The sequence below is a fragment of the Zwartia lucis genome (genome assembly GCF_965234455.1).
GTDB classification, from domain to species: Bacteria; Pseudomonadota; Gammaproteobacteria; order Burkholderiales; family Burkholderiaceae_B; genus Zwartia; species Zwartia lucis.
In genome coordinates, this window is sequence record NZ_OZ248473.1 from 637,296 (window position 1) to 652,299 (window position 15,004).

13 protein-coding genes and 1 tRNA gene are annotated in these 15,004 nt (G+C 53.2%); 9 read left to right on the forward strand and 5 right to left on the reverse strand.

The features are described from left to right. Positions 1-3 precede the first annotated feature (3 nt). On the forward strand, positions 4-1,518 hold the full coding sequence (locus tag AC8GE9_RS09400; RefSeq protein WP_506676903.1) for a glycine betaine ABC transporter substrate-binding protein: 1,515 nt from the start codon (positions 4-6) through the stop codon (positions 1,516-1,518). 15 nt (positions 1,519-1,533) lie between these two features. Here AC8GE9_RS09400 and AC8GE9_RS09405 read toward each other — a convergent pair whose 3' ends face one another. After that, positions 1,534-2,964, reverse strand: a complete 1,431-nt coding sequence (locus tag AC8GE9_RS09405) for a CoA transferase (protein WP_506676904.1) — start codon at positions 2,962-2,964, stop codon at positions 1,534-1,536. A gap of 92 nt (positions 2,965-3,056) precedes the next feature. On the opposite strand from AC8GE9_RS09405, the gene AC8GE9_RS09410 reads away from it, so the two are divergent. Both AC8GE9_RS09410 and AC8GE9_RS09415 read left to right on the forward strand, forming a co-directional pair. Next, positions 3,057-3,133 (forward strand) — tRNA-Arg (locus tag AC8GE9_RS09410). 180 nt (positions 3,134-3,313) lie between these two features. After that, a complete protein-coding gene (locus AC8GE9_RS09415) occupies positions 3,314-3,865 on the forward strand; it encodes a hypothetical protein (RefSeq protein WP_506676905.1) in 552 nt (183 codons plus the stop codon). Here AC8GE9_RS09415 and AC8GE9_RS09420 read toward each other — a convergent pair. From AC8GE9_RS09420 to AC8GE9_RS09435, 4 genes are all read right to left on the reverse strand, one after another. Then, a complete protein-coding gene (locus AC8GE9_RS09420; RefSeq protein WP_506676906.1) occupies positions 3,862-4,110 on the reverse strand; it encodes a TIGR02450 family Trp-rich protein in 249 nt (82 codons plus the stop codon). The genes AC8GE9_RS09415 and AC8GE9_RS09420 overlap by 4 nt on opposite strands. 5 nt (positions 4,111-4,115) lie before the next feature. After that, positions 4,116-4,496 (reverse strand): AtuA-related protein, encoded by a 381-nt coding sequence (locus tag AC8GE9_RS09425; protein ID WP_506676907.1) that lies wholly within the window; start codon positions 4,494-4,496, stop codon positions 4,116-4,118. Continuing rightward, positions 4,493-5,872 carry an acyclic terpene utilization AtuA family protein gene (locus AC8GE9_RS09430; RefSeq protein ID WP_506676908.1) on the reverse strand — a complete coding sequence of 460 codons (1,380 nt, stop codon included), beginning with the start codon at positions 5,870-5,872 and terminating at the stop codon, positions 4,493-4,495. Before AC8GE9_RS09430 ends, AC8GE9_RS09425 begins: the two co-directional genes overlap by 4 nt. An 86-nt stretch (positions 5,873-5,958) precedes the next feature. Further along, positions 5,959-6,906: a D-2-hydroxyacid dehydrogenase gene (locus tag AC8GE9_RS09435; RefSeq protein WP_506676909.1), complete on the reverse strand. Its 948-nt coding sequence runs from the start codon at positions 6,904-6,906 to the stop codon at positions 5,959-5,961. A gap of 202 nt (positions 6,907-7,108) precedes the next feature. Between AC8GE9_RS09435 and AC8GE9_RS09440 the strand changes: the two genes are divergently transcribed. From AC8GE9_RS09440 to AC8GE9_RS09465, 6 genes are all read left to right on the forward strand, one after another. Next, on the forward strand, positions 7,109-7,699 hold the full coding sequence (locus AC8GE9_RS09440; RefSeq protein WP_506676910.1) for a thermonuclease family protein: 591 nt from the start codon (positions 7,109-7,111) through the stop codon (positions 7,697-7,699). Then, positions 7,690-9,990, forward strand: coding sequence for an ABC transporter substrate-binding protein (locus tag AC8GE9_RS09445; RefSeq protein ID WP_506676911.1), 2,301 nt, complete (start codon positions 7,690-7,692; stop codon positions 9,988-9,990). Before AC8GE9_RS09440 ends, AC8GE9_RS09445 begins: the two co-directional genes overlap by 10 nt. Then, positions 9,987-10,964, forward strand: a complete 978-nt coding sequence (locus tag AC8GE9_RS09450; RefSeq protein ID WP_506676912.1) for an ABC transporter permease — start codon at positions 9,987-9,989, stop codon at positions 10,962-10,964. The genes AC8GE9_RS09445 and AC8GE9_RS09450 overlap by 4 nt, the downstream gene beginning before the upstream one ends. A 5-nt stretch (positions 10,965-10,969) precedes the next feature. Then, the gene (locus AC8GE9_RS09455; protein WP_506676913.1) at positions 10,970-14,179 is read left to right on the forward strand and encodes a dipeptide ABC transporter ATP-binding protein; all 3,210 of its coding nucleotides are present in this window, start codon (positions 10,970-10,972) and stop codon (positions 14,177-14,179) included. A 75-nt stretch (positions 14,180-14,254) separates the two neighbouring features. After that, a complete protein-coding gene (locus tag AC8GE9_RS09460) occupies positions 14,255-14,749 on the forward strand; it encodes a DUF1178 family protein (RefSeq protein WP_506676914.1) in 495 nt (164 codons plus the stop codon). Continuing rightward, positions 14,730-14,990: a YkgJ family cysteine cluster protein gene (locus AC8GE9_RS09465; RefSeq protein WP_506676915.1), complete on the forward strand. Its 261-nt coding sequence runs from the start codon at positions 14,730-14,732 to the stop codon at positions 14,988-14,990. The genes AC8GE9_RS09460 and AC8GE9_RS09465 overlap by 20 nt, the downstream gene beginning before the upstream one ends. Positions 14,991-15,004: the final 14 nt, after the last annotated feature.

Genomic DNA, 15,004 nt, shown 5'->3' on the forward strand with positions numbered 1-15,004 from the left:
GCGATGCGGCGTTCTTTGCGCATCTTGATGCTCGCCATGCTTTGCCTGTTGAGCACGCAGTTCGCGTCAGCTGCGCCGTTTGTGGTGGGGTCCAAACGTTTCACCGAGTCTTTTATTCTCGGTGAAATCATCGCTCAGGTGGTGCGCGAGGCGGGCGACACTCAGGTGCAGCTTAAATCTGGCATGGGAAATACCAGCATTTTGCTCTCGGCACTGAAAAGTGGCGAGATCGATGTTTATCCCGAGTACACCGGCACCATTACACGCGAAATCCTCAAGACCGAGCAAGCGCTGACGCTCGAGGAAATCAACGCCGGACTCTTGCCAATGGGTTTGCGAGCCGGAGTGCTACTCGGCTTTAACAACTCATATGTGTTGGCGCTGCGCAGTGACCTTGCTCGCTCACTGGAGATCAAGACTATTTCAGATTTAAGGCGTCATCCAACGCTCGTGTTGGGTCTGTCCCATGAGTTCATAGGTCGCGCTGATGGCTGGCGAGGCTTAGTGAATGCCTACGGCTTGGAGGCGCTCAAGCCTCGGGGACTCGACCATGGTCTCGCCTATGAGGCCATCGCTGCTAAAAAAATTGATTTAGTCGATGCCTACGGAACGGATTCCAAGCTCTCGCGCTATGCGCTCACCGCACTCGAAGACGATCGCCAATTTTTCCCCAGCTATCAAGCGCTATTGCTGTTTCGAGCTGATGTGCCTGAGCGTTTTCCGGTAGCCTGGCAGGCCTTGCAACAGCTTGAAAACTCAATTTCGCAAAGTACCATGCTCGCCCTCAATACGCGTGCTGAAATTGATCAACAAAGTTTTTCTCTTGTGGCCAAGCAGTTTTTGCAAGATGCAACGACTGTGACGCGTCCGGATAGCGCAGCCCGCAACAGCTTTATGACTGTTCTGTTTGGCCCGGATTTTTGGCGCTTGTCTGGGCAGCACCTGTTTCTCGTTTTGAGTTCTCTTTTCTTAGCTGCGTTAGTTGGTATTCCAATGGGAGTATTGTGTTTTTATGCACCTAGGCTCGGACAGGTCGTGCTCGCAGTCACAAGCGTGATGCAAACGATTCCCTCTCTAGCCGTATTGGCTTTTTTGATTACAGTGCTTGGGACCATTGGTACCGTGCCAGCGATCGTGGCGCTTTTTTTATACGCGTTACTGCCAATCGTACAAAGCACGCATACGGGGCTCAAAGAGATCCCTTCCTCAATGCGTCAAGCCGCAACCGCGCTCGGGATGAGGACGGCTCAGCGTCTCTGGTTAATTGAATTGCCCTTGGCGCGTGCCATGATTATTTCGGGAGTCAACATTTCAGCTGTGCTTTGTGTCGGTACGGCCACGATTGCGGCCTTTATCGGTGCGGGTGGCTTCGGTGAGCGCATTGTGCAGGGACTTGCGCTCAACAACACGTCATTGTTGTTGGCGGGAGCCATTCCTGCCGCCGTGTTGGCACTATTGATGCAAGCTGGATTTTTTCTTTTAGAAAAATACTGGACTGTGCCGCGCGCCGCTCGCTAGGTTTTTACACAACAACTACAACCACTGTGCCGCATGGCGCTTGAGCGGCCCTGCACCCAAGGGCCAGTGCATGGTGACACCAGAGACGGTGACAGGCCACTTGATACGTTTGGCCAATCCCCAGCCTGTCTGTTCCACCTCATCGCTTAAATCTTCTGGCGTTTCAGGTAACAGCCTGGGACGCTCAAGCCCCAGAGGATCCAGCGTTGTGAGTAAGAGCGCGCCTGTGCGTGCGAGGGAGGCGCGTGCGATCAACCCCTGACCTGTTTTGATGCGAGTCTCGAGTCCTTTTAAGACGGCGGTCGCCAATAAATAGCCTGTTGCGTGATCGAGCGCTTGAACAGGTAAAGGCTCAGGGCGGTCGTAGTGACCGAGCTGTTGGCCGGTCTGGGCAATACCCATGCTCATTTGCACCAGGCTATCGAAACCACGACGGTTGTGCCAGGGTCCGGTAAAGCCATAGGCGTCAAGCGACACATCGATCAGGCCCGGTCTGAGGCGCTGTCGTGTCTGAGCATCAAGGCCCAACTTCGCCAACGCGTCACTCCGATAGCCATGCACCAGGATATCCGCTTCGCTCAAGAGCTTGGCCCAGTGCGCACGATGCGAGACTTGACGCAGATCGAGTTCAGCGCAGTATTTGCCGAGCGTCATTTCTGGGGCGTTTGATTCCTCCCAGATCGGCGCATCCAAGCGTAGGACCTGGGCGCCAAGTCCTGCCAGCATGCGCGTCGCCGCTGGGCCAGCCAGTACGCGCGTCATGTCTAGGACTTTTAATCCTTTGAGAGGTTGAGTGACTTCGAATGGCCAAGGTCCAGACAACCCTTTGGTGCCAGGAGTCCAGTCGATCAAGGATTCCTGGCTGATCGCTTTGCCTTGCGGCTGTTTTAACCATTGTTCAGTGGTCAGCATGGTGGCTGCGCAGCCTCCCTCAACGAGAATGCGGGCCTCGAGTGCATCTCGCTGCCAAGTCGATACGGCGCGAGCAATCGCTACAGGCGTCGCCTCGCATTGAAGCACTCTGAGTGCAGCCGATAAATGGTGTGCGGCATTCGTGTGCAAGCGCAACCAACCGTCTTGCGCCAGATAATCTGCGGCGGCGACTTCGCGATGTGTGGGCGCCAGCCAGCCGTCGGGCCTGAGCGTGGAGCCAAACCAAAAAGAGGCTAGACGTCGGTCGACGATCACAGAAGGGTACATCTCAGACTTTCGGCCTGAGGCTTGATTGAGGGTGTCGATCATGCTGGCAAGGGCTAAACCCGCAGCACCCATTGACGCCGCTGCGAGCTCGGTGACGGCAAAAAAAGAAGCTAGGCTGCCATGGCCCGTCAGAGATACTTGTGAGGTTCTTCCTGGCTCACCGCCGGCTGCATCCCAAACACGATGTAGAAGTGACCGAATTACACCGGCTGAGTCGTCGTTTGGAGAGGATAAAGGGGTTTGCATGGAACAGTCATCGTATCAAAGGTGAGCTAATTGATTATAGAGAGGCCAAGATCCACACTTTTTTAAAAACTGATATAATTTCTGACTTTACAGCGCCCGTAGCTCAGTTGGATAGAGTACTTGGCTACGAACCAAGGGGTCGTGGGTTCGAATCCTGCCGGGCGCACCAAAAAATCAGGGGCTTACAGATTTATTCTGTAAGCCCTTGTTCATTTGGAAAGCTTTTGTGTCACAAATCCCTGTTTTGTCAGCCTAATTTTGTAAGCTTTTTAGTGCATTCAGATTGCCATAATTTTTAATTTGGCGCCAGTAGTGTCCCAACGTTTGCACGCCAAGAGCTTGTAAGTTAATGATTTTATTTGTGTTGGGTGTCGCACTCGCGTGGTTTGCGCTGTTTCAATTGAATAATTGGCTGTTTTCCAGGATTCACCTTACAGGTTTTATTAGTTGGATCTTTTTGCCTGCAGCGATTCGGATGTTTGCGGTCATAGTCGGGGGGTGGGCCGGAGCTCTAGGTTTGTTCTTTGGTGCAATTTTGACCAATCTCAGCTTACTGAAGTACGAGCCGTTCAATATCGTCATGCTCGCCGGGCTTTCTGCGCTAGGTCCCCTCGTCGCTTTCAATCTTTGCACGCGTTGGTTAAAACTACCCCGAGATTTAGCTGGATTACAGCATTCGCAACTGTTGGTATTTGCGGTAGCGGGGGCGATTTTTAACTCCTTTCCCCACAACTTGTACTTTTATTTCAAAGGACTATCGCCTGATGCGTGGTCTGGTGTTGTTCCGATGTTTGTCGGTGATCTTGCCGGTACGCTCATTGTGCTTTACCTTGCGAGCTTAGCTATCCGGCTATTTACAAAGGATGCGCGGGGATATAAAGCAGGACCAACAGGCTCCTAATCCACCCAGCCTTGGCGCCAATGCCGTTGATCCCTGAGTGTTCTCCAAGGTAATCTGAGGGTGCGTCCCGTCATCGCGGCTTCTAGCTCGATTTCAACGACGGGAGCACCAATCATCTCAGGTTCGATCACTTTCACGACCAAAAAATGCTTTTCCTTATGCGTGGGCTCAACAGCTGTCCATTTGCTTAACAAAAGTTTTTTGGGGTGAACGTGATTTTTAGCGGTGACTGAATGATTTTTCAATAGGCCTACTTTGAGTATTCTTTGATACTCAATTGTTGAGCGAGCTCTTGCGGGACCTCGATCGGCATATCCATCATCCAAAAGGACAGGCCTTTACCATGGGTGTCCAAGTTGAGCGCATCGTTGACGCCACCATCCAAAATGCCTTCGAGCACGAAATTCATCGCCAGCAGCTTGGGCAACACGTAGCGCGTCACCTTGCTGGGGTGACGATAGCCAAACCACTCGGCGACTTTGCCTTCCGTAGCCTGCGAAACAAGGAGCTCAAAACAGCTTGGACTCCAAGCGATGACGCTGATGTTGGAGGTGTTGCCTTTGTCACCCGCACGTCCATGGGCGAGCTGATAAAGAGGTAATTGAACGGTTTGCTGAACGATTGAGGTCATGCGTGCTGCTCCTCGACAAAGCGATAGCCACAAGGGACGGATTCACGTGGAATGGTGCAAGATAGGGTGTCAAGGCGAGGACGCAGTGAGGTGCGAACGCCCCCTCCGCCCGCTGGGCCGCAACAATACAAAGAGGTGACTTCGCGCAAAATCTTTTCTGCGATGGATTTATCAATATGCACGCCTGCGACACGCAGACGAACATCGCGGGACTCGGGCAGGCCTTTGCCCATGAGCTCTCCAGCATCATCGCCAAAGATACTAATCGCACCAATCAAGTCGATGCGCAATGGTAAAAGATGTCCGATGCGTTTGCGCACCGTTTCGCCGGCAAGTGCCGCGCGTTCTCTCGCGCGAAAACCGGCGTAGGAAATTTCGGCTTCGGCGAGATAACCGTTGTCGTAGCAGACGTTGACTTTGAGTTCGGCTGGGCGGGGATGCCCTTGAATGCCCTCCACGCGGATACGATTCGGACCTTCTTCAGTGATGCTGGCCTCGGTAATATCCGCTGTGACATCGGGTGTGAGATAGCGGGCGGGGTCATGCACTTCGTAGAGAATCTGTTCGCGACCCGTGCGGTCATCGACGAGTCCGCCAGTGTTGTTTGCTTTGAAAACGGAGAACGTGCCATCTGCCCGAATCTCTGCGATGGGAAAACCAATCTGGTCCATACCAGGGACGGATTTTTGACCGGGTACGCTGTAGTAGCCCCCCGAGACTTGCGTCCCACACTCAAGCATATGTCCAGCCATCGTGCCACAACCCATTTTGTGCCAGTCATCCATCGCCCAACCAAAATGTGCGATCGCTGGGCCAAGGGTGAGCGAGGGATCAGAGACGCGTCCTGTGACAACGATATCCGCGCCATCGTTGAGGGCTTGAGCAATCTCATAGGCGCCGATATAGGCATTGGCGCTGACAACACGCGCAGGATCAATATCGGTACCGAGTTTTTTGAGTAAAAATTTCAGTTGCTCTGGTTCAGTCAGATCATCGCCATACACCACTGCAATGCGCGGAGTACGCAATTTTTGTTCTCGAGCGATCGCAAATATTCTTTGCGCGGCGGCCAGCGGATTGGCAGCACCAAAATTGCTCACGATCTGAATTTTGTGGTCGAGACAACGCTTGAGAACAGGGCCTACGAGATCAGCGAGCAGAGGCTCATAGCCCATTTTCGGATCTTTGCGTTTTTCGATTTGCGCCAGCGCCAAGGTTCGCTCGGCGAGTGTTTCAAAATTCAGTACGCCACCACCTAAGGCGATCAGTGTGTCGACAACGGGGCCAGCGCCATCCGTACGATCACCTGAGAAACCGGTTGCGCAACCTACATAGAGCGGGCGCTGCGCAGATTGGGATGTAGATAAAGTGCTCATTTATTTGCCTGATGAGTGAGAGTGACGCCTACTTTGTTCCAGCTGTGTGAAGGGGCGGCGAGATGGTAGTCAAGCTCAAGGACGTCTCAGCTCACGACGTTGATGGGTTTACCTTGAGAAAAAGCGTTGAGATTGCCTGCGATACCATCCATGAGGCTGCGCATACCATGTTCGTTTGCCCAAGTGATGTGTGGGGTGATGATCAAATTAGGTAGATGCAGCTCAAGGAGTGTATTTTCGGCGGGAGGTGGCTCGACTGCCAGCACATCGAGTGCCACGCCGCCCAATTGACCGCTGAGCAAAGCGTCGGCGACCGCTTGTTCATTGATCAGAGGGCCTCGCGCGGTGTTAATTAACATGGCGCCAGGCTTCATATGGGCGATCTCCGCCTGACCGATCATGCCTCGGGTGGCTTCGGTCAGCGGGCAGTGCAGTGTGATGACATCGCTCTGAGCCAACAGAGTTTCAAAGCGGACATAACCAGGACGCACATCGGGACGGTGACGGTGTTCGCCAAAAATCACGATCATGCCGAGTGCTTGAGCAAGGGTCGCGACCTCATTGCCAATAGCGCCACGACCAAAAATCCCTAGGGTTGCGCCCCGCACATTGAGGATGGGTGCACCATGAACACAAAAATGAGAAGAGCCAGGCCAAGCCTGACGTGCAGTCGTTTGGTAATAAGGGAGGGCGCGACGAAGCGAAAAAATAAAGCCAATCACGCCTTCGCCTACGCTCTGCCTGGAGTAGCCCGGCACATTGGAGACGACGATCCCGTGTTCGCGACAGGATTGCAGATCGACGCAGTCGTAGCCAGTGGCGGCGACGCAGACAAACTTTAGACGGGGCAAGCGCGCCAAAATGGCTGGGGTGAGTTTGATCTTGTTTGTGATGCAAATATCAGCCTCTGCCAGCGCTTTGACGACAGCGTCAGGATCTTGGGGTGTGGCAGGGAGATTGACCCATTTGGTCGCCCAATCAGGGACGGGTAAAGGGGTTGTAATAGTGTCGCTGTCAAGAAATACGATCTGCATGGTTAAACTTTACCCAGATGTGGTCTGATGTCTGTTGCCGTCGATACGGTCATTTAGCATTAAATCATGTTGGCGGTTAGTTTGAACTTAGTGCAAGATTGATGCTCAAAAAGCGCAAAGCTTTGCTTCGGGTCGTTTTGGATGCATCAAGCGGTATTTATGGAACATTTGATCAATTTTTACATATAAATCAATCATTTAAATGAAAAACAATAAACGAATCAGCGGTGCTTTTTTTGGGATCCTTGCGGCGGCACTGGCCTTCCTGGGCCTCTGTGGGTCACAAAATCTGCTCCTACAACTTGTCCCGACTGCACACGCGTCAGGCGCACCTTATAAGCTGACCGGTAAAGTCGTCCGGGTGTCAGATGGAGACACCATCAACCTGTTGATAGACAACAAACAGGAGCGGATCCGGTTGGCGAGTATCGATGCCCCTGAAACGGCGCACGGTAGCAGTCAGCCTGGCCAACCCTTTGGTGAGGCGTCCAGAAAAAATTTAGCAAATTATGTGGCTGGCAAAACAATCACGATCACTTGTTTTGAAAAGGATCACTACGACCGCCATATCTGTGACATCCCGGTTGACGGCACCACCGCCAATCGGTTGCAAGTCGAGCAGGGATTCGCCTGGGCGAATCAACAGGCCAAAGGAAAGTTTCTGCGCGATAAATCTTTGCTGGAGTTAGAAAAGTCTGCGCGTCAGAAAAAGCTTGGACTTTGGGCTGAGCCCGCTGCTGTCGCGCCTTGGGAGTGGCGAGTGGAGTGTTGGAAAAATAAAAAATGTTCTTAAGCCGTCTAGGCATCCTGCAAAAAACGATTGCGCTTTGCGCAATCGTCATTCTCGCTGGTTGTGACCCAGTGACTGAGTGGAGTCGAACATCCTTGACTTCACCCATTAATAGTCCTTATGTGGCGGGCGCAGAAAAGCAGAACGTGCTTTACACGGCTTTTACGCAACGTTCCCCAAAGTATCTCGATCCGGCGCGTTCATATTCAACCGATGAAACACCCTATACCTACAATATTTATGAGCCGCTGTATGGTTATCACTACCTTAAACGCCCCTACGAGCTGATTCCGCGAGCGGCGACCCATGTGGCAGAGCCAATATTTCTCGACTGGCAAGGCAATACACTGGATGCAGAGGCCCGACCCTCGGAGATTGTCGAGAGTATTTATGACATTAGCCTGCGTCCCGGTATTTTGTTTCAACCGCATCCCTCTTTCGCCCGCAAGGAGGATGGCCGCTTTCGTTATTGGCCGATCGATGTGCAGGAGTTTGAAGGTAAGTTTGCGATTCCCGACTTTCCATTGACGGGAACGCGCGAATTAACGGCATATGATTACGTGTATGCCTTGCGCAGGCTCGCGAGCCCGCGCGTCGCTTCACCGATTTTCTCGACCTTGGCGCAACACATCATTGGCATGGAAGCCTATGGCAAGCGTTTGCGTGAAATTGATGCGGATTTACGCAAGGACATGCCCGCAGGTGCACGCGACTTGCCTTGGCTCGATCTGCGCAATGCGGGCTTTTCTGGTATCGAGGCGCTCGATGAGCACACCTTGCGTATCCGGGTGAAAGGCCTATATCCGCAGTTCAAGTATTGGCTCGCCATGACGTTTGTCGCCCCCATTCCATGGGAGGCGGATCGGTTTTATAGCCAGCCAGGGATGGCTCAGCGCAATCTCTCATTGAATCACTGGCCGGTTGGCACGGGCCCCTATATGCTGACCGAGTCTTTGCAAAACCGACGTCACGTGCTCTCGCGTAATCCGAATTTTCGTGGCGAGCCTTATCCTTGCGAGGGAGAGCCAGGCGATCAAGCCGCGGGTCTGTTGGCCGACTGCGGCAAAATGACGCCTTTCATTGATCGGATTGTTTTTAATATTGAAAAAGAAAGTATTCCTCTGCAGGGAAAGTTCATGCAGGGTTACTACGATATCCCCCAGGTTGATCGCGGTGATACGGGCGTGGCCATGTTGGTGGCCGCCAGCGACTCGACAGAAAAAGCAGCGTTGTACGCCAAGCACGGGATTCAACTTCCCACCACGGTCGAAGCACAAATGCAGTATTTTGGTTTTAATTGGCGCGACCCAGTCGTGGGGCAGGGAGACACGCCAGAACAGCAGACGCGTAATCGCAAATTGCGTCAGGCACTCAGCATCGCCTTTAATTGGGAAGAGTTTGTCGCGATCTTTCAAAATGATCAGGCGCAGGTCGCCTATGGTCCCATCCCGCCCGGCATCCTCGGTTATGTGAGTGGCGAGGCGGGGTTCAATCGCGTGGTGTACGACATCAAGGATGGCAAGCCACAACGCAAGTCGCTCGATGAGGCCCGTCGCTTATTGGCCGAAGCGGGCTATCCAAACGGCAGAGATGCAAAAACGGGCGCGCCGCTCGTCTTGCATTTTGACTCGGCAAGTGGTGGGGGTGGTTCGAGCCCCACGCTCGATTGGATGCGCCGTCAGTTCGCTAATATTGGCGTCCAGCTTGATGTGCGCTCCACCGACTACAACCGTTTTCAGGAAAAAATGGCGCGAGGCGTTGCCCAGATGTATATGTGGGGCTGGGTCGCTGATTATCCCGATGCGGAAAACTTTTTGTTTCTGCTCTACGGTCCAAATGTGAAAGCAGGCAAGGGCGGTGAAAATGCCTCCAATTATGTCAATCCAGAGTACGACGCACTCTTTGAAAGAATGCGAGATCTGCCGGATGGTGATGAAAAAGCGCAAGTCATCGCTCAAATGGTAAAAGTCCTGCAAGAGGATGCTCCTTGGATGTTTGGTGCTTTTCCAAAGTCAGGCGGTGCCTTTCAGCAATGGGTCGGTAATGCCAAGCCGACTCAAATGGTGCGTAATACCCTGCAGTACATGAAAGTCGATCCTGAACTTCGAGCCAAGAAGATTGCCGAATGGAATCCCCCGATTTGGTGGCCATTGGGGGCGCTGATCGCTTTGTTGGTTGCCGTTGTCTGGCCTGCGTGGAGAGTGCTGCGTAGGCAGGAGCGTCTCAATGCGTTTGGCGAGCACGTCTTGCATGATCAAGCGAAATCAGATCACTCGCAGGAGATGCGCAAATGATCGCTTATATTTTTCGACGGTTGATGTATGGCGCGATGATTTTGATCGGCGTCAATGTGTTTACTTTTGTGTTGTTTTTTGCAGTGAATACGCCCGATGATATGGCCCGTCTCGCGATTGGCGGTCAGCGCGTGAGTGCCGATGCTGTCGAAAAATGGAAGGCCGATCGTGGCTACGACAAACCCCTCTTTTTAAATACCGAGGCCTCTGGACTCAAAAAATATACCGACACTATTTTTTATCAACGCTCAGTCCCGCTATTGAAATTCGATTTTGGTGCTTCGGATGAGGGTCGTGATATTGGACGTGAAATTGGTGTGCGGATGTGGCCAAGTCTTGCACTGGCGATTCCGACTTTTATTCTCGGACTGCTCGTCAGTATCGCGTTTTCCTTGTCATTGGTGTTTTTCCGCAGTACGCGCCTTGATTTTTGGGGTGTCGTCTTGTGTGTGTTTATGCTCTCTATCTCTGGGCTGTTTTACATCATTGCGGGACAGTGGTTATTTTCAAAAATATTACGTCTGGTGCCTTACTCAGGTTTCGCTTGGGGGTTGGATGCGGTTAAGTTTTTAGCTTTACCGATTTTGGTTGCGATCATCTCTAGACTTGGGCCCGAGGCGCGGTTTTATCGCAGTTTGTTTCTCGAGGAAATGAGCAAGGACTATGTGCGTACCGCGCGGGCTCGCGGCTTGAGCGAGCGTGTGGTGTTGTTTAAGCATGTGCTGCGCAATGCGATGTTGCCGATCTTGACTGGCACGGTTTCCGCCCTGCCGTTGCTGTTTATGGGCAGTCTCATCGCTGAGTCGTTTTTTGGTATTCCAGGCCTAGGGAGTTACACCATCGATGCGATCGGGGCTCAAGATTTTTCAGTGGTGCGTGCCATGGTTTTTTTGGGTGCGAGCCTCTATATCGTCGGTTTGATTCTGGCGGATATTTCCTACACGCTCGCGGATCCGCGCGTGCGTTTTGAGTAGCCGCCATGCCTAAAATCATTTTCCTCTGGACCGATATCGCGATCTTCGTACTATTTTTTGCGACCCTGGTCTATGCCTGGCATGTCTCGCGTTCCCGCAATTTGCGCGCCACGTGGTCGAGAGTGGCGCGCAGTGCGCCTGCGATGTGTTCGGCGGTGGTGTTGTCCGTCTTTGTCGTGATCGGCTTGCTCGATTCCATGCATTTTCAGCCGCGCTTGCCGCCTCTTGCAGGTGCGCCTGCGAATGCCGCACCAGTTTACGCGCCTAAGGTTGTTTCAATGCTGGATGTGCTGCTTGAAGACACCGCCTTTGTTAGGCCAGAGAAAACGTACTCAGAGCCCTTGGCTTGGCTGCAATTCACCAAAGAGTCTGTGTTGCAAGAAGGGGGCACACCTACACGAGATTTTCCGCGTCTGCGCTTTGGTGGTCGACATCTCGTTGATCCTGCGCAGGACTGGGGCAGTGACGTGATGCGCCGCGCGGGTTTAGGCTTGTTAGCTGGTCTTTTGGTCTCGCTATTGCTTGCTGGCGTGACGGTATTGTGCGTGGGGCAGGGGTCACGCACGGAGGTCTTCAAACAGATTGTTCAAGGAGAGACCGAGCTCCCCTGGCGCGCGATGCTGAGTACGGTCTTTGTGCTTTGCCTGTTGTTGGGCGTGGTGTTTGGTTTAGCAACGGGGTATCACGTCCTCGGTACGGACCGCACGGGCAACGATGTGTTGTGGCAAGCATTAAAAAGTATTCGTACAGCTTGGATCATTGGCAGTCTGACGACAGTCGCGATGCTGCCGCCTGCGCTAGTTCTTGGTATATCTGCGGGATATTTCAAAGGCTGGATCGACGATGTGATTCAGTACGTCTACACGACACTCACCTCGATTCCGGGCGTGCTGTTGATCGCTGCCTGTGTGTTGATGATGCAGGTCTATATTGATACTCATCCAGGTTTGTTTCCGACGGCCGCTCAGCGTGCTGACCTGCGCCTCTTTTTGCTCTGCATGATTTTAGGTCTGACGGGCTGGGCGGGTTTATGTCGGCTTCTGCGTGCCGAGGCGCTTAAGCTGCGTGAACTCGAATACGTTCAGGCTGCGCGTGCGTTCGGGATTTCTAATTGGCGCATCATGGCGCGTCACTTGTTACCTAACTTGATGCACATCGTCTTGATCACGGTGGTGCTGGAATTTTCCGGTTTGGTGTTGTACGAAGCGGTGTTGTCCTACCTCGGTATTGGTGTCGATCCGAGTATGAATTCTTTTGGTTCCATGATTGAAAAATCACGCTTCGAAATGTCGCGCGACCCCATGATTTGGTGGAACCTGCTCGCGGCTTTTATTTTTATGTTGGCTTTGGTGTTGGCCGCGAATTTATTTGCCGATGCAGTGCGTGATGCGTTTGATCCTCGCTCGAGGATGTTTCGCCCGAGACGCTTTAATCTTTTTAATGGGAACAGTGCGACTCAGACTGGCGTAGCGGTATCAAACGCCTCTTCATCCAGAGGTCAGCACGCCGAGATTGCGATCCTCAAGGTGCAAGAGCTTGATGTAGTGATTGATACCGGCGAGGCCTGGCGTCATGCTGTACAAGCCTTGGCACTGACCGTGCATCGTGGTGAAACCTTTGCCCTCGTGGGCGAGTCTGGTTCTGGAAAGAGTATGACAGCGCTTGCGTTGATGAGACTTTTGCCAGAGGCCTTACGCGTGACGCAAGGCAGTGTTGTCCTAGGCGGCGTTGACATCAACACGTTATCTGAGTCCTCTATGCGGACGGTGCGGGGCGGTCGCGCGGGCATGATTTTTCAGGAACCTGGGACGAGTCTTAATCCTGTTTTGCGAGTGGGCGATCAGTTGTGTGAGGCGATTGTCACGCATACGGATTTGCGGGGCGCTGCGGCGCGTAGTCGAGCGGTGCAGTGGTTGCAGCGCGTGGGGATTCCTGAGCCTGAGCGGCGAATTGATGATTATCCTTTTCAATTTTCCGGTGGACAAAAGCAGCGCATCATGATCGCGATTGCCTTGGCTGCAGAGCCGGAACTGTTGATTGCTGATGAACCTACAACGGCGTTGGATGTGACCGTGCAGGCACAGGTCTTGAGCTTGATTCGCGATATTCAGCAAGAGTTTGGTATGGCGGTCTTGTTGATCACGCATGATTTGGCTGTGGTGCGTGATGTGGCCGATACCGTGGCCTTGATGCGTGATGGTCAAATTGTTGAGACCGCGCCTGCTGATCAGTTTTTCAACGCCCCTAAACATCCCTACGCGCTAGAATTATTTGCCGCGATCCCGACGTTTGCAAAACGTGGACAGCCTTTGAGCCCTTCGGTGACTAAAGCTGGCATACATCGTGCTCTCATATCGGGTACGGGTTCGCGTGCTGTTGACGCTTCGGTCAAATCTTCTGCGAACCTCGGTAGGCAGGCGCCCGCGCTTGTGGTGGAGCAATTAGAGATTGGATATCCCATTCGCAAGGGCTTGTTGCGCAGACAAGTGGGCATGAATCAAGCTGTTCAGGGAGTGAGTTTCTCCCTTCAGCGAGGCGAAACACTGGCACTTGTCGGTGCCTCAGGTTGCGGCAAGACCACGGTTGCCAAGGCGCTGTTGAGATTGATTGATTCATCAGCCGCGATTTCTGGTGTCGCTCGGCTCGGTGATCAGAATCTCTTGACGGCCTCTCGCACAGAGATGAAAGCACTGCGCCGCCGCATTCAGATTGTGTTTCAAGATCCTTTCGCCTCCCTTGATCCTCGCATGCGGGTCCGGGAGATTTTGCAAGAAGGGATCGCGGCCTTACGTCCCGAGTGGAATGTCGCAGAACAGTCCCAGCGTATATCTGCACTGTTAGCGCGAGTCGGTTTGCCCTCAGATGCCGCAGATCGTTATCCACATGAGTTTTCTGGTGGTCAGCGACAGCGCATCGCGATTGCCCGTGCGTTGGCGGTAGAACCAGAAGTCTTGATTTTGGATGAGCCTACGTCGGCACTCGATGTCTCGGTGCAGGCCCAAATCCTTGATTTATTGACAGATTTACAAAAAGAAACAGGCATGGCTTACTTGTTTATTACGCATAACTTCGGCGTGGTGGAGTATTTAGCCGACCGCGTAGCAGTGATGGAGGCAGGCAGGGTCGTGGAGTTTGGCGATGCGTCGCAAGTCCTTCAGGCGCCCAAGAGTGCTGTCACCCGAGAGTTACTCGCTGCTGTGCCTCGTTTAGGGTGATCGTCTGGTAAACAGAGTGAGTCCGTTATACTTTGTAATACTTGTAATTTTCAATATTGCCCTCAGATTAAGTGTATGGGACTCAAAGTTTTCGATTTGCAGTGTGAGCATGGTCACCTTTTTGAAGGTTGGTTCGGCTCGCACGAGGATTATGACGCGCAGCAAGCCCGTGGGCTGCTGACCTGTCCGATGTGTCACAGTGCCACCATTGAAAAGCGTTTGTCAGCCCCAAGGTTGAATGTGGGACATTTTGATGTTGAGTCTCGCGTCTCAGACGGTGCAGGCGCTGGTGCAAATGCCTCACGTGAAACCGTCGTGGCATCTTCGCCGGAGGCTCTCCAGTTGGCTCAAATCCAGGCTGCCATCATGCAACAGATGCGAGAATTAGTCCGCAATACTGAAAATGTCGGCTCGGGTTTCGCCGACGAAGCCCGTCGCATTCACGAAGGTGAGTCCGAAGAGCGCCCGATCCGTGGAACCGCCACCCCCGAAGAGCGAGAGGCGCTGGTCGAAGATGGGATTTCCGTCGTGGCCTTGCCTGACTTTCTTGATGCCGATCGTTTGCAGTGACAGGCATTGCGGTGCCTGTTGCATCGCCCCTTCCATTACGAGTCCGATTCCAGGGATGCCGCACGGCAAGCCCGCGGGTGTCCCGTGTATTCATTTACAAGCAGACTTCCGCTGCGCGATCTTTGGTCTGCCGGAGCGCCCCGCGTTTTGTGGCGGACTGCAGCCATCAGAAGAGATGTGCGGGACGGATCGCCTCTACGCGCTACGTTGGCTGGATGAACTCGAACGCGCGACGCGATGACCCCCCCCCGTGGA